We start from the raw sequence: 20,557 nt of genomic DNA, 5'->3' as shown, positions 1-20,557 counted from the left end.
GCCCGTCATGAACACGTCCTCCCCCACATCCACCGCCGCCCCATCGCCGCGCTCCCGCGCACCCCTGTTCAACCTGGGCCATCCCGTCGACACCCCGGCTGAGCAGTTCGCAAGCTGGCTGCCGTATTCCGCCTACTTGGCGGCCGAGAAGATTTTCGTGAACAGAGACAGCATGGGCTTCATGCTGGAAGTGATGCCGCAGTCCGGTGCCGACGACCGCATGGCCGAAGTACTGGTCTCGCTGTATGCGAACTGCCCGCCCGGCACCGGCATCCAGTTCCATCTGTTCGCCTCGCCCCATGTCCGGACCCAACTGCGCCAGTACGCCAATCTACGTGTCGAAGACGAAGATCAGGCCGAGAAGGCTCAGCAGTGGGGCCGTCCCGCGCGCAATGACAACCTGTTTCGCAAGCTCGCACGTCAGCGGGTCGGCCACCTGCTGCAGGGAGCGCAGCAGTCGCTGACGGCAGGCTTCCATTACACGGTCCGGGATTTCCGGCTGATGCTCAGCGTGTCTTTCGTCGGCGATGCCGAGGACCTCAACAAACGGGATGAATTGATGGCCTTGAGGGACTCGATGGCCTCGACGCTGCGCTCCGCTTCCTTGCCAAACCGCGTGTGCGACGCCGCCGACCTCATCAATTGGTGCGCGCTGTTCACCAACCCTGACCGCATCTCGCAAACCGACGGACCGGACCTGCGCTACGACGATGGCCGCGAAATCCGCGACCAGATTGTCGACTTCGACACCATCCAGGACCCGCACCCGAATGGCCTGACGCTGTGGAAGGAGAACAGCCCGGACGTGCTGGAAGCACGTTTTTACTCGATCAAGAGTTTTCCGGAGCGGTTTGCGTTGTGGCAGATGGGATCGTTGATCGGGGACCTGATGCAGCCCGCCTTGCAGTACAGCGCACCCTTCCTGCTGACCATGGGCGTGCACGTGCTTGACCCCAACGTCACCAAGTCAGTGGTCATGGCGAACCATGTGCGCGCCACCCAGAACGCCAAAAGCAAGATGGCCGACGTCATGCCCGACGTCAACAAGAAGTTGCAGGACTGGACCGCTGCGGCCGATGCCATCGACACCGGCGGCAGCCTGGTCAGCCTGTACCACCAGCTCGCGATCTTCTCAACGCCTGAGAAAGCCGTGTCCGCCCATGAAACAGCGAACGCCATCTGGCGCGGCCGCGGTTTCCAGCTCAATGCCGACGCCTACATGCACCGCCAGGCCCTGCTGGCCAGCCTGCCGATGACCTTGACCGAGAAGTTCCACAAGGACCTGGCAAAGATGCGCCGCGTCACGCGCAAAACCATGGCCAATGCCATCCACATGGCGCCGCTGATCGCAGAATGGCGCGGTACCCGCACCCCCGCCCTGGTGTTTGGCGGACGGCGTGGTCAGTTGATGACGCTGGACATTTTCGACAACGACCTGGGCAACTACAACTTCGCCATCATCGGCGCCCCGGGGTCCGGTAAATCGGTACTGATGAACGAAATGGCCTGGTCCTACCGCGCCATCGGCGCCAAGGTCTGGATGCTGGACCTGGGACGTTCCTTCGAGAAGCTGTGCCGCAAGGCCAAGGGCACCTACATCGAGTTCCGGCCCGATGTGGACATCTGCCTGAACCAGTTCACCCACATCACCGACATCAACGAGGACATCGACATGCTGGTGCCCGGCATCGCCAAGATGGCGTCGATGCAGCACACGCTGGAGGAAGTCCAGTACAAGGCGATCTCGGCGATGGTCTTGAAGCTGTTCCGGGAGCATGGCAGGGATCTGCGGATCACCGCCCTGCGCGATGCATTCAAGACCGGCACCCTCGAAGAACTGGGCATGGTCAATGACCAGCGCATCAAGGACCTGGCCGTCATGCTCAACCCTTACGCCAGGGGTGGCCAGTACGAGCGTTTCTTCGAGGGTCCCAACAACGTCGACTTCTCAAACGATTTCATCGTCATCGAGAACGAGGAACTGAAACGCCGACCCGACCTGCATGCCGTGGTCAACATCCTGCTGCTGCACCAAATCACCGGCGAGATGTACCTGACGCGCAACCGGCGCAAGGTTCTGTTCATTGACGAACTCAAGCAGCAGCTCGGAGATATGGGTGCCGACGATCCTGTCAAGGCCGCCGTGATCGAAGAAGCGGCCCGGCGTGCCCGCAAATACGGCGGCGCGCTGGGTACGGCAACCCAGAGTGCCGATGACTTTTACGGATCAGCCCAGATGGAGGCCGCCTTCAACTGCTCCGACTGGGTATTCCTGCTGCGCCAGAAGCCGGAATCGATCGAAATGCTGGACCGCAAGGGCCGGCTTGCCATGGACGAGCCCAAGAAGCGCCTGCTGAATTCGCTGCGCACCGAGGCGGGAGTGTTCTCCGAGCTGTACATCTCGTCGCCGGTCGGTGAAGGTGTGGCGCGCAACATTCTCGATCCGGCCACCCACCTGCTGTTTTCCAACAAGCTGGAGGACAACGCGCCGATTGACGAGCTGCGGGCTCAGGGCTTGAGCGTGGACGAGGCGATCACCGAGTTGCTGCGCCGCCGGGGGCATGCGGTATGAAGACGCCCATTGTCCAATTCCTTGCGAACGCGCTGGTGTCGCTTCTCATTGTCGCTGCTGGATTGGTACTTTATGACCGTATCGTGGTGCGTCCAGCCCTGGTCGTCGGCATGGTCGATGTCGCCGAGGTCTACCGGGCCAAGGAAGCCGAGTTCACCCAGATCCTGACAAAGACCACTTTTGAGGAAGACCGGCAAAAAGCACTGCTGATGGCTCGCGCCTTTGCGCAGCGCCTGCCTGTGGCGCTGGAAGCGTTGCCACGCGATTGCAACTGCCTGGTGGTTCTCAAGAGCGCTATTGCGGGTCCGACGCCACACACCGTGGACCTGACACCGCTGCTGCGCAGAAAGGTGGATACGCCATGACGCCCTCCTCCACACCTCTATCCCTGCCCAGCAGCCAGGCCGGTCCTCACACGAGCAGGTGGTCAGGTCTGCGGTGCCACACGGCAGAATTCCTGCGCCACGTCCGCAGGCGCTGGTACCTGTACCTGCCCGTGGCCACGATCTGGGGCCTGGCCTGTACCCGGCTCTACATCGACCCGACGCCGCGCCTGCCTGTGCTGTTCAACTGGACGGCCAGCCTGCCCTACCGCGTCGCCCTCGTTCGCCAAGCGCCGCACGCCATCGAACGCGGCGACTACATCGTGTTTTCCTTCGCGGGAGAAGCGCAGGCTACCTACCCCGGTCTGCGTGGCCAGCCCTTCTTCAAGCAAGTACGCGGACTGCCCGGCGACGTGGTGACAGTCGTTGGGCGCGCGGTCGCGGTCAATGGTGAGGTGGTCGGCCTAGCCAAAGCCCACGCGTTTGACAAGCGCCCCCTGGAGCCGATCGCTGCCACCGTCATTCCGTCCGGACATTACTACGTGCAGGGCACCGGCCCCGACTCCTTCGACTCGCGCTACCGCAGCAGCGGCCTGGTGCGGGCGGACCAAGTGATCGCCACCGTGCTTCCACTGTTCTGAGGGGAAATCATGCCATCCACCGTTCAGAGATTCCCTTTGACGCTTGCGCTCGCCGCGGCCTTGACCCTCGTTGCCAATTCGTCGGCACTGGCGCAATCCAGCCCGGCGCGTGGAAACCTGCAGAGCACCAACAACGTTCCCCTTGCGGACTACCTGGGCCTCTTGCAGCAGATCGCGCCCGCCGCTGAAGAAGGTGCAAAAGCCTATCTCGCCGCCTTCTATCAGCGTTGCGGGCGCACCTTAAGCACGGTCGAACTGCGCCGGGCCATGACGCAGGGCGAGGGAGACCCCGTGCTGATGGGTTTGATCCGTGCCAGCCATCTGAAAGACTCCGCCACACGCGACCAATGGGTCCAGCAGTTGCGCTGCCCAGACAAGGGAACGCGATGAGCCCACACCTTGTTTTTCAGATTCTGTTGACAGATCTTGCCATGCTGACCGGCGCGTCCTGCGCCTACGCCACTGACCTCGGCGTCATCGGCCCCACCTACGAGATCAGCGAACCGCACCTGCTCAAGATGATCGAGCAAGGCCTGCGCAAAAAGGAGCGCAGTGGCGAACTCAAACGCCTGGAGGAAGAGGCCAAGGCGCGCGGCGTCGAGACGGTCACCAACCCAACGCCCGTCTCAGGTATCCGGCCCACACAGACTGCACGAACCTTCTATGTCGATCCAAGCTTCACCCTGGACCGCAACATCCTCGACGCCCAGGGCCGTCTGCTGTTTCCCGCAGGCACACGCAAGAACCCGCTGGAAATCGTGTCGCTGTCCAAGCATCTGCTGTTCTTTGACGCGCGCGACCGTCACCAGGTCAGCCGGGCACGGGAACTGATGGCAACCTACCAGGGTCGGGTCAAGCCCATCCTGACCGGCGGCTCCTACCTGGATCTCATGAAATCCTGGCGCATCCCGGTCTATTACGACCAGCAGGGTCTGCTGACGCGGCGCTTCGGTATCCACCAGGTGCCGGCCCTGGTCTCCCAGGAAGGCCAGCGGCTGCGCATCGACGAACTGGAGGTCACGAAATGAATCGGCTGCTTCACCGGATTGCGGCTGCGCTCGCACCCTTTCTCCTCCTGATCTTGGGCCTGCTACCGATCCCTGCGCCCGCCGCCGGCGTCGCCACCTGCACCGGCAAGTTCCCCAATCCGATCACGGACATCTGCTGGTCCTGCATTCTGCCCATCAGTATCGGCAGCGCGCGCATTGCCAACTTCGGCGACCAGGAGGACATAGCCAACCCCGGCAGCCCGGTGTGCAGCTGCGGGGTCAACCCGGTCATCGGCCTGTCCATCGGCTTCTGGGAGCCGGCGCGGCATGTTGAGGCGGTGCGCAAGCCCTTTTGCCTGACCTCGCTGGGCGGCATCAACCTCGATCCGGGGATTCCGGCGCCCGAAGCGGCCCGGTTCACAAAGTCCGAAGGGGATGGCGACGGCGGGAGTTTTTACCAGGCGCACTATTACACCAACCCGGTGATGTACTGGCTGGAGGTGGTGACGGATTTCCCGTGCCTGGAGCGAGGGTCGTTTGACCTGGCTTACGTCACCGAAGTGGATCCGCTCTGGAACGACGACGAGCTGACGCTGATCCTGAATCCCGATGCGGTGCTGTTCGCCAACCCGGTCGCCATTGCGGCCTGTGCCGCCGACTGCGTGGCCGCCTCCCTGGGCTTTGGCATCCGCGAGATGTTCTGGTGCGCCGGCTGCCAGGGTGGCCTGTATCCACTCGACGGCCATGTGCCCTACCACTTGGGCGGCGTTCGTACCGCCGAGTTGATGGCCCAGCGGCTGACCGCCAAGCTGCACCGCGAACTGGTGGCCTGGGGCTGGCATGGGCGCGCCGGCCTGTGCGGCCCCTACTTCCTGCCGGTGATGGACAAGACGGCCTACAAGACCCAGCTCACCTACCCCATCCCCGCCACCGACAAGGAAGGCGGGCGTTGCTGCCAACCCTTCGGGCGGACCACCGTCACCTGGGGCGCAGGCAAGGAATACCCGGTCATGGGCGAGGACTTCGCCTTCATGTTGTTCAGAAAGAGGAACTGCTGTGTTGGCTTCTGATCCTTTCATCCGTCCCTTCATGCGTATTTCGCTGGCACTTACTGTCCTGCTTCTGAGCAGCGCAGCCGGCATGGGCACCGCCTGGGCCCAATCGGTTCCCGTCATCACGGAGGCAGACCTGGAGCGCGCCCGCCGCGAGCAGCCCAATATCACGGACCAGGACCTGGAAAGAGCGCGGCAGAAATACCGCGCACCCACAGAGGCCGAATTGAGCGCGGCCCCTGTGCCGGTCCAGCCGAACATTGACTCCCTGCCCCAACCCCAAACCAACGCCCTTATCGACCTGGAAGCGCTGGCCAAGGGTTACAGCGCGCAGTCGGACGCCATGGCGCAGGCACAGGGACTCGCGACAGGGCCGGGGCTCTTCGTGTTCATCAGCCTGTCCATGCCTCAAGCCACGCTCCGGCGTCTGGTGGATCAGGCGGCGCGCGCCCAAGCTTCGGTGTTCATCCGAGGCTTGGCTGGCGGCTCGCTGCGCACCACCGTAGCCCAGGTGCAAGGCCTGATCGGTCAGCGCCAGGTGGCCGTCCAGATCGATCCGCAGGCCTTTGACCGCTTCGACATTGAGCGCGTGCCCAGCTTCGTGCTGGTGCGAGACGGCACGCGACCGGTCTCCTGTGCCAGCGGCCTCTGCGCGCCGCCCGAGGGTTTTCTGCGCACCACGGGCGACGTGAGCCTCGACTATGCGTTGGAGTACATGCAACGCGGGTCGCCGCAGTTCGCCAAGGACGCTTCGGGATTCCTGCGGCGCATCAAGGGACAGGGGAACTGACATGCGCCGCTCCATTCGTCTTGTTGTCACCTGGTTCACCCTGTTGTGCTTCGTCACGACGCAAACCGCTGCGCTGGCGCAAGCGCACGATGAAGGCGCGGCGGCAGGCCAGGCGGCCAATACCGTCACCCGCGCGCAGATCACGACACCCCGGGCCACCGAGGTCGTGCCCGGTTACACAACGGCGCCGCCTGAAAGCGCCTATTACGGCCAGCCCAACCTGTCGGGCCAAGCCAACGCCCGGCTCGCTGCCTGCGCCTTGACGCCCAACGACCCGGTGTGTCAGGCCCTGCGCGGTGCGCTGTCCTCGGCCAATACGCCGCGCGACGGCGTCTCCCTCAATGACCCGGCGGTGCTGGCGGCACGCCGCATCGCCGGCAACCCGGCCACCACGCTGGAAGACATCGCGAGCTACTACAGCGGCTGCCAGGTCAGCACCACGGCCACCGCCACGACAGAATCCCGCGTCTGCCGCCGGTACAGCGGGAACATCCAGCGGTCGTGCGCGCGCACCCTGAGCGTTTCCGTGGCGCGCAGCGAAAGCTGCACGCCGGGAGATTGGTTCGCGCACGCCGGATCGGACAACACCGGACTGGACGTGCAGTGCGTGCCGGATCGGCCAGTTTCGCAGCAGCATTTCCGCATCACCAACAACGGTGCGACGCAGGCCTTCTTCGACGTTGACATGACGACGCCGCAGGTGTTTCCGCGCCAGGTGGCCGCGCTGCCCAGCACGCCGTACGACTGGGCTGATGGTCCGAACGGCGTCTGGGTGGCCGACAACCAGTGCATCGGCGACGCCTGTCACCTGACAGCCATGGTGGCCAACACCTACCGGACGATCTGCACCGGCAGTGGCGGCGATGCGGGGAACTACAGTTGCACGCAAGTACGCCCCTTCCTGGAGGTCTACGATGCCTGCCCGATCGGGACGCAAAGTGGCAACAACATCCTGACCTGGACCGGCAGCGGCGACAACTACTCGTCGAGCTACCTGGATGAACCCACCTGCTATGCACCGTCAGCGACGTATTCGTCTTACTTTGGTTATGACGTGACGGGCATCTTGCAGAGCACTTACTGGACGGTTTCTTCCCAGCGCCCCATCAAGGGTTGGCGCGTCAATCCCGCCTACGGCCCCATTGCGCAGATGACCCTGGGTTACGACCGACCCCGGACTGCTGTGGTTGAAACAGATCAATGGGATGACCAATGCCCAACCCTGAGCCAAGGAAACGGAACCAGCACCCGCTGCGAGGTGGCCGGTGCGGCGCGCTGTGTCGACGGACCAGCCACCAAGAGCATAGACGGCGTTCCGGTCACACGCGCCTGCTGGCGCTACGAGACACCGTTGTCCTGTCCGCAGGGCGCCGGCTCCAACGAGTGCGCCCCACTGATTGCGGCAGGATGCACGCCGGCCAGCACGGCCTGCCGCCAGATGAACGCCACCACGGGCGTCTGCGAGGTGACCGAGAACAGCTATACCTGCCCGGTAGCACTGGGCACGAACATGACAGCATCGAACTGCCCCGCCAACGTGTTCTGCCTCGCGGGGAGTTGCTTCAACACCAGCTACACGAATGACAGCGACTTTGCGCGCTCCATGTCTTTCATGGAGGCAGCACGCGAGGCAGGCGTGTACCTGGACACAGACAACCTGCAGGTGTTCAAGGGCGAGGCCAACAGTTGCCGGGACCGGCTGTTCACGAACTGCTGCGCGGCAGACGCGTCCGGGGCAGGCATGAGCAACCAGAGCCTGTTCGGCACCGGCTCCCGGCTGGTGTTCGACGTCCTGATGAATTCGGAGAACCGCGAGTTTCTCTACCAAGGGCTTTCAGCGTTGCTCACCAGCGGGGGATTCAGCGGCTCGTTTACCAGCTATGGCGTCACAGTCGCCGTCAATGGCACTGCCCTGCCCGCTGGTTCTGCGGTGATGTATTCAGGCGAGAGCATGGTGATTGCCTTCGATCCCTGGTCGCTGGCCATCGCGGTCGTGATCTACGTCGTCATGTCGATGACGTCCTGCAACGAAAGCGAAGGCAAACTCGCGATGAAGGAAGGTGCCGGCCTGTGCCACACGATTGGCAGCTACTGCTCCTCCTGCATCCGCATCTTCGGCTATTGCGTTTCGTGCATCGAGAACACCACCGGCAAGTGCTGTTTCAACAGCAAGCTGGCCCGGATCATCAATGAACAGGGGCGCCAGCAGTTCGGCAAGGGCTGGGGCAGTGCCCAGGACCCTGAGTGTTCGGGTTTCTCGATTGCCCAGTTGCAGAGCATGGACTTCTCGCGGATGGATCTGACCGAGTTCTATGCGTCCATCGTGCCCAAACTGCCCAATGTGAACGCCCTCCAGAGCGGCAACGCCAACCGGGCCACCAACTGCTACTACGGTCAGGGGAAATGCCAATGAAATCCGCCACATTCCTGCTCGCCATGGGCGCCTTCGCATTGATTGTGTTGGCGACACCGGTCTTTGCCAGCGATTCCGCGCGCATGATCCCCCGCGCCGAGGTTTCGGATGCCCGGCCGGTGATGCTGGCTGCGATCCAGGCCTCTGATGGCGAAGCGCACGGGATCTTGATGGGGGATGTCGCTGACGCGATCACTCGGAGGTTCAACGGTACGTCACCGATTTTTATCGATGTCACGACGGAGCGGCGCTACCAGCAACCAGGCTGCAGCCGCCTCAAGGTGCTGTTCAGGCAGGACGGTGTGCTGCTGCCCGGGACCCCAGCGCCGCGCAAGCAGACCATGGAATTCGGCATCAACTACTGCCTTGACGGCATGCCGCCGAAGTCCCTGCTGTGAATGAGTCGCCATGAACAACCCGACTTCCTACTCCGCCATCACCCAGGTGGTCACGGTTTTTTGCGCGCTCTCTTTGACAGTCGGCGCCTTGACCGCCAGCGCCCAGGAAGCTCCCAGTCGTTACTGGTCGGACACCTGGCGCGGCTGGCACTTCTACGAAGACCCGGAGCCTGACGGCGGCGAGGGCAAGCCTGCAGTCCCCCCAAAAACCGTTTCGCCTGCGGTACCGATGCCTGTCCAACCCCTCAAGGCACCCGAACTGGCAGCCTTCGAGCGCCTGCAAAAGACCGTAGAGGAGACCCGCAACATCGCCATCATGCAGCCGACCGAAGCCAATGTGCGCCGCTACATGGAGCTCGAATCCCAGGTGGTTGAGCGGGCCTCGTATTTTGCGGACGTGGCGCAGCGCGTGGCCTGGGCCACACCGGAACTTGACCCAACGCTGCAGGGCAGGCCGGTGGGCGCAAAAGCCTTGGAGGTGTTTGAGAAACAACAGCTCACAGAACGCTCCCGTTCCATCGCCGACTTGGGCCGGGACCATGTGCTGTTTTTCTTCTACCGCGCCGACTGTCCGTACTGCCATGCCTTTGCGCCCACGCTGGAAGCCTTCCAGGTGCGTCACGGCATCAAGGTCGTGGCCATTGGCGTGGATGGCGGACCCATACCGGGGTTTCCGGATGCACGCGCCGACAACGGCATCGCCACCACCCTGAAGGTGACCCAGGTCCCCGCCGTGTTCCTGGCCCAACCCTTCACCGGAAAGATCACACCGATTGGCTTTGGCGTGCTGTCCGAAGCGCAGTTGCTGGAGCGCATTGCACTCGTTTCGACCCCGCAGGCCGACGCCATGCTGCCCGGTGCCTCCAGCCAGATTGGCCGTCAGTTTGTTTTACCGTAGGAGTCCTTCATGACCCGTACCCTGTTCCAGAGAACTGCGGCCTCTGCCATCACCGTCGTCATGGCGACCGTGATAGCGATCACCCCACATCCGCTGCTGGCGGGCGATCTCAACGCCGAAGTGAACACCATGTTCAACAACCTCGGGGCCATCGGCAACTACACCGCGCCGGGTGCTTTCCGGGGTCAGACCTTCAACACCTACACCGGCGGCAACCTGATGATGCGTTCGCCCAACAAGGTTTATCAACTGGCTGCCATCCAGTTCCCGAGCGCCAAGGCCGGCTGCGGCGGCATCGACGTGTTTGGCGGTAGCTTCAGCCACATCTCTGCCACCGAGTTCAAGAACATGCTCAAGAACATCACGGCAGCATTGCCGGGCATCGCTTTCCAGTTGGCACTGGAAGCTGTGTCGCCGCTGCTGGGCGGGTTAACGAAATGGGCCAAGGGCCTGGAGACCTGGATCAACAACGCGCGCATCAATTCCTGCGAAACCGCCAAAGCCATCGTCAGCACCGCAGCCGAAGCAACCGGCTACAGTTCGCAGGAAACCTGTGCTGATCTGGCCATCGAGATGGGCCTGGAGAGTGACCGGGATTCGGCGCGTCGGCGCTGTGCGACGGACCGCAGCAGCATTCTGGCCTCCGCCCGGTCTTCCGGTGACGCCAATATCCGCAACAAAGCCCCCTTTGTCGGCAACCTGACCTGGAAGGCGCTGCAGTACACCGGTGCCTACCTGGACGATCAGGAGCGCGAACTGATCATGAGCCTGGTCGGGACTGTGGTCTTCTACCCTGAAGACGCCAACCGCGACCCGGAGCCGATCGCGCCTACCCTCACTTCGATCAGCCAGTTGCTCTATGGGCAAGCCGCCAGCACCGGCACTGACGTTGTGCAACACCTGCTGCGTTGCAATGACTACACCAATTGCGACGCCGTGACCCTGAACACGGGTTACACCCACACCCCGTTCACGGCCAAGGTCGAGACCATGATGCGGTCGATTGCCGACAAGATTGCCACCCGCACCGCCATTCCCAACAACTCGCCCGAGGTCGGCTTCGTCAACCAGACCACCGAGCCGGTCTACAAGATGTTGTCCATCGGCGCAACAATCCCCGGTTCCGGTCTTTCGGACAGCCTGATCGGTCAGTACCGGGACGTGATCGCCGCCGACTACGCCTACGTGTTCCTGGAGCGCAATCTTCGGCTGGGCATGGCCGCGCTCGACAAGGACTACACCCTGCAACAGACCCAGCGTGAGCAGGCCAACCATATCCGCCAGCGCGCCCAGGCCATGTTGCTACAGCTGTCACAGGAGAAAAACCTGCTTTACCAGAAGGTGGGGTCGTTTCGGGCGGTCTCCAGTCATCTGGAGCAGTTGGAGCGCCAGTTGCGCTCCAGCATGCCCCAGCACGTGATCGACATGCTGGGCCAGCAGGCGGCCTACCTCTCCCGCTAACGCAAGTCAGGTGAAGCACCATGTGGGAAATCTATGCCTACCAGAACTCGGACAGCCTGTTCGGTGTCTTCAACGCCGCAGCCGCCATCCATGCATCCAACGACTACCTGTCTGCCGTGGCGGCGGTGGCCTTCTGCGGCTTCGTTTCCGCCCTGATCGCCTATGCCTTCGCACCCGAGAAGCTGCAGGGCTGGAAGTGGCTGGGCTCGGTGGTGCTGGTGTTTTCTGTGCTGATCGTGCCCAAGGTAACGGTCGGCATCGTCGATAAGACCGGCGGATCGGCGGTCAAGGTTGTGGACAACGTACCTTTTGGCGTGGCAGCGCTGGGAAGCATCACCAGCACCATCGGCCATACCTTGACCGGTCTGTTTGAAACCGCCTTCCAGGTGATTCCAGGGCCTGGCGCTCTTCCCGCGGAGCTGAGCTACCAACAGAACGGTCTTATGTTCGGCAACCGGCTGATCCGCGAAACCGGCAATGTGGTGTTTCAGGATCCAGGATTCAGGACCGACCTAATCAACTTCATTCACAACTGCACGACCTACGATCTGGTCGATGGCACGCTGGATCCAGCGACGTTCTCCAGTTCCGGCGATGTCTGGCCGCTGATGGCTTCGCCCAATCCGGCGCGTTTCAGCACGGTGACGGGTGCCGGCGGCATCAGCATCGATACCTGCCCGACCGTCTATTTGAACCTCAATGGTCGCCTGCCCGCGCAGATCACGCGGATTCAGGGGCGACTGGCATTTCAACTTAATCCGACGCTGCCTGGGGCTGCGGCCGCTGCGGCCATCTCGGGCCAAGTCCAGCAGGCCTACCTCAAGAACAGCATTGCCAACGCTGCCGCCACAGCGGCTGACATCATCCGGCAGAACGCGGTGCTCAACGCCATCGAAGACACCGGGAAGATCGTCGGCCAGAAGGTCAACGATCCGGCGGCCATGGTACTGGCGGTGGGCCGAGCCCAAGCGGTCGCTCAGCAGAATGCATCCTGGCTCAATTACGGTAAGGTGGCTGAGCAGGCGCTGCCGGTATTCCGCAATGTGATCGAAGCCGTGACCTACGCCCTCTTTCCCTTGTTCGTGCTGCTGCTCCTGCTCACCAGCGGCCGGGAGACCATGCTGGCGTTCAAGGGCTACGCCGCCATCCTGATCTGGATCCAACTCTGGCCGCCGCTGTACGCCATCCTGAACTACATGGCATCGATTTACGCGGCCTATGACCTGGCAGCGGCAGCCGATCTGGGGACAGGGGCCAAGGCGCTGGCGCTCCAGACGGCTTCGACCATCTATTCGCGCGCGATTTCGGGAGAAGCGGTCGTGGGCTACCTGGCCATCAGCGTGCCCTTCATCGCCTGGGCAGCACTCAAAGGGATGCAGAACATGGGCACGGCACTTGCGGGTGGTCTGTCTGGTCTGCAAGGTACGCTGTCCGGCGCGACCAGCAGTGCGGCCGCTGGCAACGTGAGCCTGGGCAATGTGGGCATGGACCAGATGCAATTGGCACCGAACCGCACCTCGGCTTTCATGGGGAGCCTACAGAATGACTTGACCGGGAACACCTTATCCTCCAATGCCCTGACGGGGCGCGCGGCGGCCAGCCTGTTGCGCAACCAGGGGTTTGCGTCGCGCGTGGTGTCGATGCGGGTGTCGGAACAGGATGTGACCGAAGCCAGCCACCAGGCGGAAATGGCGCGCAGCGATGCGGTTTCGGCTGGGCAACAGCGCTCTGCCACGCTCACGGAAGCCTTCACGCGCGGTGTCAGCAAGCTGCGCTCAACGCGCAACAGCACGGGCACGGCATCCAGCAGTTTTGAGCAACTGGGCGAAAGCCTCAACAACCTGGATCAGATTGCCCAGAGCGTGTCGCAGCGCACAGGACTGTCGCAATCCCAGGTCGCCCACATCGCCTTCGGTGCCAGTGGCTCCCTGGGCCTCTCAACACCCGCCGCCAGCGCGAAAATCCAGGGCAGCGCCGGGAAGAACTACCAGTCGGGCATCCTGAGTGACGAACAGAGGGTTCTCAACACCATGACCACCGAGCAGCTTGCAGCGTTCAAGCAGTTCGGCGACCGGGTCTCTCGGGACAGCAGTGTAATGAACGTGATCGCCTCCGACAGCAAGGAGGGACGCGACATATCGTCACGCCTGGCCACCGCGACCGCCCAGGCGGAACGCGCTGAAGCAGTGTTTGCCCAGCACCAAGGGCTGACCGAACGCATGAGCGCGGCGCACGAGCGTGGAGAGACCTTGTCCATCGACATCGCCCAGGACCCGCACAACCTGGACATGTTCATGCGCTACGCAGAGCAGTATGGCGGTACCAGTGCGGCGGCGCACACGATGATGGAATCGGAATTGGCGCGGCAGGGGCTTCGTCCCACGCGCGTGTTGTCGGATGGGACTGCCTTGCCTTCCTCGTTCGGAGCCATCCGTGACGCGTACGATCAAGAACGCTCTGAAAGCGTCTTTGAACGCGTTGTAGACAGCGCCAGACAGGGCAACGAATTGCAAGTGGCCGGACCGAAGACCAGCAACACGACGGGCAAGCCGCATAAGACACAGCCATCGCCGGTCAGGGCGGAAGTTCAGCAGGCTCACGATCATCTTCATGGGCAGGCGGCAACCGCAGTCAACAAATTTGATGCGAAGGCCGAGATCGTCGAAACTCCCGACGGCACACTCAAGTCCCGAAAATCGCTGTTCGTGCAGACTGAAAAGCAGTTAGCTGGTGATGCCGACGTGACGCTGGACGCGGCCAAGGAGGCGGCGAAGAACCTGCTCAAGCGTGAAAGGTAGTCACGGCTCGTGGCTGAATGGGTCAAGGTCATCAGCCTGAGGCAAGCCTGGCGCTGCGGTCAGCCGCCCTCGATCCAGCCAGTAGTTGTTGGCTTGTTCGTCCAGCAACCCGTCGCTGTCGAAGTGAGCCGGGTGCCGAGAATGCCTTCGACCGATTCCCGCGATGGCCCCGCCAACGATGGCACCCACCAGGGACCCGATGCCGCCAGAAAGGAGTTTGAGACCAATGCCCTCATTGAGCGCGGTAAATGCGCCGACTGCCGCTCCAAGCAGGATGAAGAATACAAAAATGGTTTTACGCATAAGGACCTCTTGAGAACTCAGGGTACCCGCCAGATTTGGAGTTTCAACCGTCTGCTGTTGCCCAAATGTTCATTGAGAAATTTGCCAGTAGCAGTTCGCGATCGGACGACACGAGAACGCCCGTGAAGATTCTGTTGAGCCCATTGACCAGACTGGCAACGACATGACGGGGCACGCGCTCGCCCGCAAATAAGGGCCTCGCAATATCAGCCAGATACCCGCCTGCGCCTGCGAACACAGTGAGACTCCAAAGTCTTAGCTCATCAGCCCAAGCCTCCGGAATCTTGAAGAATAGTCCACGACGTTGTTCAATCAGCATTTCCAGGAACACATGGCGATCCCCCACTGTGGCCTCGGGTGTTTCGACATAGGCACGCCGGGCGGCGCCGTAGCGATCAGTTCCGCCATAGAACTTGTCAGCGCTGATGAGCACGTCGTAGTACGGCATGAGGTTGTCATCCTCAGCGCCAAAAATCAGGATGTTGTCGACACGATTCGTGGTTTCCTGGCCGATACCGAATCGTCCGAGGTACTCGAAGATCTCCAGCGACTCGCGCTTGGTGCCGCCCAAATTGGCTCCAAACAGATTGCTGTACAGGCTGGCCTGATAACTTGTCCCATTCGTGATGATGCGCGATACGTCGCTGGGCACCAGCAGTCGATCCTTCGCGAGCGGATGCCCCAGGAGTCCGTTGGCAAGCAACATCAGCACCCGTCGGATGGGCGTATGCAGTTCATTGAAGTCGCAAAGCCGAAACAGTGCCGCCAATCGCGATTTGACGAGAGGCGTTTGAAGCAATTCGTAGTTGTGGCGAATAGGACAAAGTGAGCCAAAGAATCCATCAACTTTGGCTTCAGAAATACACGCCGGCCACCCCGGATGGGCCAGAAGCGAATCCAAGGCGAGCTCAAGAATAGTCGCACTTGAGATGACGCTCAGATTGAAAAGGTGGAGGTGAGCGGTCGGCTCTGGGTCGGCATCACCCATCAGTCGGGCCTCAAAGAGCTCGCGTGCCCGCAGTGCGTTGCCGGTCGGCCCCAGCTTCCGCCAAGTCTCGATCAACTGCCCGTCATTGGCTGCTAAGAGGAATAGTGTGTCTGACGACGGGTCAAAGACCGTTTCGCTCAGCTGCTGAAGTAAAGCTGCCTTGCTGACATATCGCCCCTGCTCGTCTTGATCGGGCAGCGCAGTCAGATCGCGGATCACGTGCAACGTGAAGGAACGCTCGCCGATCGCAGTTTCTAGCCGAAAATATATATCGTCTGATGCCCACGCCGACGCATCTCCGCCGAGGCGTTGCCAGATTTTCCCACAGAGGTGGCTCTTGCCGTCTCCAGCTGTTCCCGTGAGGATGACGGGCTTGGGGGCCGACGTCCCGTTGAAGACGGAAAGCACGCTCTCTTCCAGCGGATGCTTGAATGTAATCGGGAGCACCCCGAGCCGACGCGCCGACCGCCGAATGTGCTCGTCGTACATGTTCTCGTTTCGCGGGAGTGGCCCGTACTTCCGCAGAAACCTTATCCAGCGCTCTCCCTCGTCGGTCATGTTTCTCCTCCGCTCCCGAGATTGACTTCGACCAAGCGGAGCACGATTCGAGAACGCTGCTGCTGGGTAGTTTGGTGACCTTCAGCGATCTCTACATACGGTGAAGCGGTGCGCGGGCGCACGATCGCCACAACCATTGCTTCATCTCCAGGAAAATCCTGGCTCGCGCTGAGCGGATAGGCCGACACGTCAAGCACTCCGCTCTTCGGAGGCTTCAGGGGCACCCTCTGATCAAAATACATGAGTGTCTGCTCGATGTCGGGATGGTTCAGAAACTTGGTCAGAACTGCGTGGCTTTTGGCGCCAGGATTCGCTGCAAGCCAAACCTTGAGCTTCCGCAACACCCGTTGAACGACCGGATCGGCCACGACAAATAGCGTGTGCTTCTTGTCGCCTCGCTCGCCATCTGACAAAGCCGCAACCGTGGGATCGGTTGCGTCCTCAGTGTCAAGTTCAATCCACTTCTCTCCATCAGAAATCAAACATTGCAATCCGTGCGGCATAAGCAGGCTCGGAGGACGCTGTGTCCCGATCCGACTCAAGTCGGCAGTTACCGCATGTTGGAGCTGGATGGCATATAAAGGGCGAAGTCGACTTACCCTCACGTAGTGACATTTTTCGGGATCCGCGAACTTGGCCCTCTCTTCGTCACCCCAGACATGCACTTTCTTTTTCGACCAGTCTATCAGCAGCTGCTTCTTCTCATCTTTTGGATGATGCATGACGACGGACGGCAGAAAGTCAGTTCCCGAAGGAATCGTTCCGGGGTTCACAGCTCGCACCGAACCTTCACACAACAACACGCTGCGATCTTTGAGGCGGTCCGGACGAACCAAGTCGCAAGCTGGCGTAATTACGGCAAGCGCCCGTGTGGGTAGGGCTTCGTTCAATTCCTTGGCTTCGAAGAAGATGTCCCCAAGATAGAAATAGCCTTGTGCTGGGCCAGTTCCTAGGGCTTCCTCAGCGAACAACCTCTTTCTCGCGTGGAGCATGCTCGCCGAATAAATGTTCGCAGCGGCGAAGGAAAGCCCGAATCGGGATCGCGGTAGCGTCTTGATGTCGAGATTGTCTAGCGCTTTTGAAAGCTCCCACACCTGTTCAGTGCCTTCGACCTCATGCGCCAGGAACTCCAGCAGTAGTTCGACAACATAGCCACCTAGTCCTATCTTTTCGACAGAGGTCGTGTTGTGATACAGCACAAAATAATCTGCAAGGTCAAGTGCCCGCAGTTCCCTCATGACATTCGTCGTTGCCACTGCAACCGCGCCTTGGACCGCCTCCATATGTCCGCGCATCTGAGCAAGCTGAGGCATCACCTTTGCGTACCTACCCAACACCCGCGCCAGCTCTGTTTCGTCTTCAAATATCTTCTTGTCGATGTCTTCGAACTCAGACTGAAACAGATCCGCGGTCCGTCGGAAATCCTCTCGTCGCGCGGCAAGAGGCGTGCTGAGTGACGACATCAGAAAGACAAACGGTTTGCAGCCGGCGTGCACCGCGGTCAACTTCTGGTAGACCTTGACCGCGTCTTCCGGGCCGACCAACGCCGTATTCTCTTGCAAACGCAGATCGACGAAGAATAGTTGCGGAACAGGACTCCCGACCACCTCGTACGCTGCACCAAACTTGTGACACGCCACACCCTGTGCCTCAAGAAGCGTGATCAACGGTTGAATTTGGGCAAGTTTCGATTCCTGTGAGGTAATGAAGTTGGCGAACAACGGCGCGCAGGTTGGCGGGAGTCTCTCACGCTGCCTGAAGAGGGTCTGATAGGTGGAGAGTTCTTGAAGGGCAGCCCGTACTTGATCTTCACTCGGAACCTGTATTCCCAAGACGTCGCCAATGGAATCAAAGTCAGTGTCATCAAGGGCCTCAAGAAACCCCTGCGCCTCTTCCTCAATGAGGGCCGTTACCGGTAGATCGTCGAATGCGTCATCAATGATGTGGGCGCAATTGATCCCTCCCGCCGCAAAGGAATCCATCAAGGTCATTCTGCGCTCCCCTTCAACTCGAGCTCGAATGTGTTGTATCGGTTCTCATGGACCTTTCCCAAATCGACCAAATTCAATGTTCCGCCCAAAAATTCGGCGTTCTGTCGGGCGATGTACAAGCCCAAACCTTGACGGCGCGATTTCGACCCGCCCTTTGTCGAGAAAAATGGCTCAAATACTGATTCGACCCTGCTCTTCGGAATTCCCGGGCCATTGTCAAAGTACCTGATTCTTGGGGGATCACTCAACACTCGCAGGATGATCTCCGGTTTGAATGCAGGATGCTCTTTGCGTTGCAGGTCCAGCCAGTACACCGAGTTGTCAATCAAATTCTCGAGAATCTGAACAATGTGCCCTTCAACCACAAACCCGACCGTGTCATTTTCGGATTGCTTGGAGAGCTTGGCGTCAATCCGGTGCCTCTCAAACTGCGCCACATGCGACTCAAGGATGTACCCAATAATCCCAGCCAGCCGAATATGGCTCCGCCTTTGGCGGGCGGTAATCGAAAGCGGCTCCAGCGTCTGCAGTCTTTTCTGAATGACACGTATTTGCTTACCAAGGACTTCTAACGCTGAGGACGCCTCATCACCGATATTCTTCCGGCTTAAATCCTTTAAGGTGGCCTGGGTCAACTCAGTCGCCCTAGTGAGCTCATGAGCGATCACTTCAATCATCAACCCAACACCAGCCAGTTGGGTTAGTCGCTCCTTCTCCTCCTCGATTGCTCCAATCCGCTCGACGGCACGCTGGTGTGCGTCCTTGATCTCCAGGAAGGCATCCTTTACCTCACGCAGTAACCTGGCCTCCCCGGTATAGTGAGTCTGAATCTCCTTGATCGACTGAGTTGCACGTTGCTCAAGGTTCTCAACCTCTGAGGACTCTTTCAGCGAATCAAACTGCAAAGTGTCTTGCCGTTTCTGAACCCGGTTTGCCTCATTGAGGTAGTCGTGCCACCACCCTGCGATCAACTTCCGAAGTAGCTCGATCAGCACCTCCTTTTCCGGACACTCGATCAGTCCTTGGCGATTCGTCTGATCGAGGAGTCGAGGATTTGAAACCCTACCTATGCTTACGCGTCCGATGATTTGCTTCGTGTTTAGCTTGTATCCGCTGGCCGCAAGAGCCTCTAGGTCGAGACGCAACCAATCATCGCCTTCGTCGCCGTAAGGGAGGACCCTGTAGCCATCACGAAACAGGCAGATTCCAGCCCAAGCTTTGACGAGCTGTCGCACCGTTTCTCGGTCGCCAACATTCGGAATTGCTCGCAGCCTCTGTCGGTTGAACCAATAAAATTCAAAGGCAAACGGGCCCAATGATTTCAGCACTGAAGTCGGCTGGCCCGACTCGCGGAGGCCCGCCATCCCCATCAGGTCAACCAGGTCGAAAACATACTCCCTGCTATCTCCTGCATAAAGCCGAGACTCGATCGTGGCACGAAGTACAGGGCTACCCTTCTCGAGCGAGTAGGTTCCGTTGCACTTGCCGTGGGCGTCATCCAAGAGGTCCTTCGCTACAGCACGCACCTGCTGCACGGGCACTCCGTTGAACGAAAGGCGAATCTGGAATCGACGCTTCTCCGTCCAGGAGAAGGGATCCGTCATCTTCGCTATCTGGCCTTTGGCTATTTCTGTCAGCCGACTCAGGGACCATGACGATCTCAAGTCCGAGATCACAATACGAGTAAAGGACTCCCCTCTTGGTTTTTGATCGCCTTGCTCCGGCTCAATCTTTACGCTCGACGCAGGCTGATCGTATGCCTTCTCAAATCTCCGCCAGTCAATCTCAAGAATGTTGCTTTCCGTGTCATCGACCGTGCCAGTCTCAACGTGAACCTTCCAGCCTAAGCGCATCACTGAGAGTCGGCCCACCCCCTTTTCGCCGAGGTATGGAGGCTTCTTGGAACCCTCTTCAATTGCTTTTCTGACCGCGTTAGTTCGATGCGTTGTTCCGATGGTGAGGTAAATATTCTCCAAATCGTCTCTGGACATGCCATGCCCCGTATCCGAGACGATGATTCGGTTGCAATCGCGATATGCGGCTTCTGCCCGGGTAGTAAGACTCGCCTTGGATCGTGCACCCTTCACCGCTGCGATGAACTTATCTTTCAGCTCGTCTGGAGCTTCGCCGTTTACCTTTGACAGCAGCGCTAGCTGGACGTCCTCGAGAGTGGATTCAGAAGGATCGTCAGGGTCAAGAAGTGCCATTGCCGATGCATAGTCGGACTGGCGAATCACGACCTCAAACGCCACCTCCACACCGGTTTTCGAGCCGGCGTCAATCGCATTCTTCACCAGCTCGTAGATTGCTACCGCGTCTGAAGAGATGAGTTCAGAACCGAGGTGAAGAATCGTTCGCGCCGTGATATAGAAGGACATTCCG

The 20,557-nt window shown here is 60.4% G+C and carries 16 protein-coding genes; 12 read left to right on the top strand and 4 right to left on the bottom strand.

Annotated elements, in window-relative coordinates; all coding sequences use genetic code 11:
• The first annotated feature begins 7 nt into the window (after positions 1-7).
• The 12 genes from traC to PHS32_RS03930 all read left to right on the top strand — a co-directional run bounded on the left by traC (position 8) and on the right by PHS32_RS03930 (position 14,335).
• Positions 8-2,572, top strand: a complete 2,565-nt coding sequence (gene traC / locus PHS32_RS03985; RefSeq protein ID WP_301077534.1) for a type IV secretion system protein TraC — start codon at positions 8-10, stop codon at positions 2,570-2,572.
• Entirely contained in the window at positions 2,569-2,937 is a 369-nt protein-coding gene (locus PHS32_RS03980; RefSeq protein WP_301077533.1) for a hypothetical protein, read from the top strand. The genes traC and PHS32_RS03980 overlap by 4 nt, the downstream gene beginning before the upstream one ends.
• Positions 2,938-3,068: 131 nt before the next feature.
• Positions 3,069-3,536, top strand: a complete 468-nt coding sequence (gene traF, locus PHS32_RS03975; RefSeq protein ID WP_301077532.1) for a conjugative transfer signal peptidase TraF — start codon at positions 3,069-3,071, stop codon at positions 3,534-3,536.
• Positions 3,537-3,572: 36 nt separating this feature from the next.
• Positions 3,573-3,926, top strand: a complete 354-nt coding sequence (locus PHS32_RS03970; RefSeq protein WP_301077531.1) for a hypothetical protein — start codon at positions 3,573-3,575, stop codon at positions 3,924-3,926.
• Positions 3,923-4,564, top strand: coding sequence for a type-F conjugative transfer system protein TraW (gene traW / locus PHS32_RS03965; protein ID WP_301077530.1), 642 nt, complete (start codon positions 3,923-3,925; stop codon positions 4,562-4,564). The genes PHS32_RS03970 and traW overlap by 4 nt, the downstream gene beginning before the upstream one ends.
• A complete protein-coding gene (locus tag PHS32_RS03960; protein ID WP_301077529.1) occupies positions 4,561-5,595 on the top strand; it encodes a TraU family protein in 1,035 nt (344 codons plus the stop codon). Before traW ends, PHS32_RS03960 begins: the two co-directional genes overlap by 4 nt.
• Positions 5,585-6,367 (top strand): type-F conjugative transfer system pilin assembly protein TrbC, encoded by a 783-nt coding sequence (gene trbC, locus PHS32_RS03955; RefSeq protein ID WP_301077528.1) that lies wholly within the window; start codon positions 5,585-5,587, stop codon positions 6,365-6,367. The genes PHS32_RS03960 and trbC overlap by 11 nt, the downstream gene beginning before the upstream one ends.
• Before the next feature lies 1 nt (position 6,368).
• A complete protein-coding gene (traN, locus tag PHS32_RS03950) occupies positions 6,369-8,780 on the top strand; it encodes a type-F conjugative transfer system mating-pair stabilization protein TraN (protein ID WP_301077526.1) in 2,412 nt (803 codons plus the stop codon).
• Positions 8,777-9,178 (top strand): hypothetical protein, encoded by a 402-nt coding sequence (locus PHS32_RS03945; RefSeq protein WP_301077525.1) that lies wholly within the window; start codon positions 8,777-8,779, stop codon positions 9,176-9,178. The genes traN and PHS32_RS03945 overlap by 4 nt, the downstream gene beginning before the upstream one ends.
• Positions 9,179-9,188: 10 nt before the next feature.
• Positions 9,189-10,076 carry a conjugal transfer protein TraF gene (traF, locus tag PHS32_RS03940; protein ID WP_301077524.1) on the top strand — a complete coding sequence of 296 codons (888 nt, stop codon included), beginning with the start codon at positions 9,189-9,191 and terminating at the stop codon, positions 10,074-10,076.
• A gap of 9 nt (positions 10,077-10,085) precedes the next feature.
• Positions 10,086-11,537 (top strand): conjugal transfer protein TraH, encoded by a 1,452-nt coding sequence (locus PHS32_RS03935; protein WP_301077523.1) that lies wholly within the window; start codon positions 10,086-10,088, stop codon positions 11,535-11,537.
• 20 nt (positions 11,538-11,557) lie between these two features.
• On the top strand, positions 11,558-14,335 hold the full coding sequence (locus tag PHS32_RS03930; protein WP_301077521.1) for a conjugal transfer protein TraG N-terminal domain-containing protein: 2,778 nt from the start codon (positions 11,558-11,560) through the stop codon (positions 14,333-14,335).
• Here PHS32_RS03930 and PHS32_RS03925 read toward each other — a convergent pair whose 3' ends face one another.
• The 4 genes from PHS32_RS03925 to PHS32_RS03910 are packed head-to-tail and all read right to left on the bottom strand — an operon-like array spanning position 14,336 to position 20,553.
• A complete protein-coding gene (locus tag PHS32_RS03925; RefSeq protein ID WP_301077520.1) occupies positions 14,336-14,638 on the bottom strand; it encodes a hypothetical protein in 303 nt (100 codons plus the stop codon). It lies immediately after the preceding gene.
• Positions 14,639-14,681: 43 nt separating this feature from the next.
• Complete coding sequence (locus PHS32_RS03920; RefSeq protein ID WP_301077519.1) at positions 14,682-16,184, bottom strand: hypothetical protein; 1,503 nt, start codon at positions 16,182-16,184, stop codon at positions 14,682-14,684.
• Positions 16,181-18,175: a hypothetical protein gene (locus PHS32_RS03915; protein ID WP_301077518.1), complete on the bottom strand. Its 1,995-nt coding sequence runs from the start codon at positions 18,173-18,175 to the stop codon at positions 16,181-16,183. The genes PHS32_RS03920 and PHS32_RS03915 overlap by 4 nt, the downstream gene beginning before the upstream one ends.
• Positions 18,172-20,553 (bottom strand): sensor histidine kinase, encoded by a 2,382-nt coding sequence (locus PHS32_RS03910; protein WP_301077517.1) that lies wholly within the window; start codon positions 20,551-20,553, stop codon positions 18,172-18,174. Before PHS32_RS03910 ends, PHS32_RS03915 begins: the two co-directional genes overlap by 4 nt.
• Positions 20,554-20,557: the final 4 nt, after the last annotated feature.

This window comes from Rhodoferax sp. (assembly GCF_028714215.1).
Lineage (GTDB): Bacteria > Pseudomonadota > Gammaproteobacteria > Burkholderiales > Burkholderiaceae_C > Rhodoferax.
This window is presented reverse-complemented; position numbering and strand designations above follow the sequence as displayed.

Coding starts and splice junctions, on each gene's coding strand:
- PHS32_RS03920 (WP_301077519.1), bottom strand. CDS start 16,184: ATGACCGACGAGGGAGAGCGCTGGATAAGGTTTCTGCGGAAGTACGGG.
- PHS32_RS03980 (WP_301077533.1), top strand. CDS start 2,569: ATGAAGACGCCCATTGTCCAATTCCTTGCGAACGCGCTGGTGTCGCTT.
- PHS32_RS03910 (WP_301077517.1), bottom strand. CDS start 20,553: ATGTCCTTCTATATCACGGCGCGAACGATTCTTCACCTCGGTTCTGAA.
- PHS32_RS03915 (WP_301077518.1), bottom strand. CDS start 18,175: ATGACCTTGATGGATTCCTTTGCGGCGGGAGGGATCAATTGCGCCCAC.
- PHS32_RS03960 (WP_301077529.1), top strand. CDS start 4,561: ATGAATCGGCTGCTTCACCGGATTGCGGCTGCGCTCGCACCCTTTCTC.
- PHS32_RS03930 (WP_301077521.1), top strand. CDS start 11,558: ATGTGGGAAATCTATGCCTACCAGAACTCGGACAGCCTGTTCGGTGTC.
- traF (WP_301077524.1), top strand. CDS start 9,189: ATGAACAACCCGACTTCCTACTCCGCCATCACCCAGGTGGTCACGGTT.
- PHS32_RS03925 (WP_301077520.1), bottom strand. CDS start 14,638: ATGCGTAAAACCATTTTTGTATTCTTCATCCTGCTTGGAGCGGCAGTC.
- traN (WP_301077526.1), top strand. CDS start 6,369: ATGCGCCGCTCCATTCGTCTTGTTGTCACCTGGTTCACCCTGTTGTGC.
- traW (WP_301077530.1), top strand. CDS start 3,923: ATGAGCCCACACCTTGTTTTTCAGATTCTGTTGACAGATCTTGCCATG.
- PHS32_RS03945 (WP_301077525.1), top strand. CDS start 8,777: ATGAAATCCGCCACATTCCTGCTCGCCATGGGCGCCTTCGCATTGATT.
- PHS32_RS03935 (WP_301077523.1), top strand. CDS start 10,086: ATGACCCGTACCCTGTTCCAGAGAACTGCGGCCTCTGCCATCACCGTC.
- traC (WP_301077534.1), top strand. CDS start 8: ATGAACACGTCCTCCCCCACATCCACCGCCGCCCCATCGCCGCGCTCC.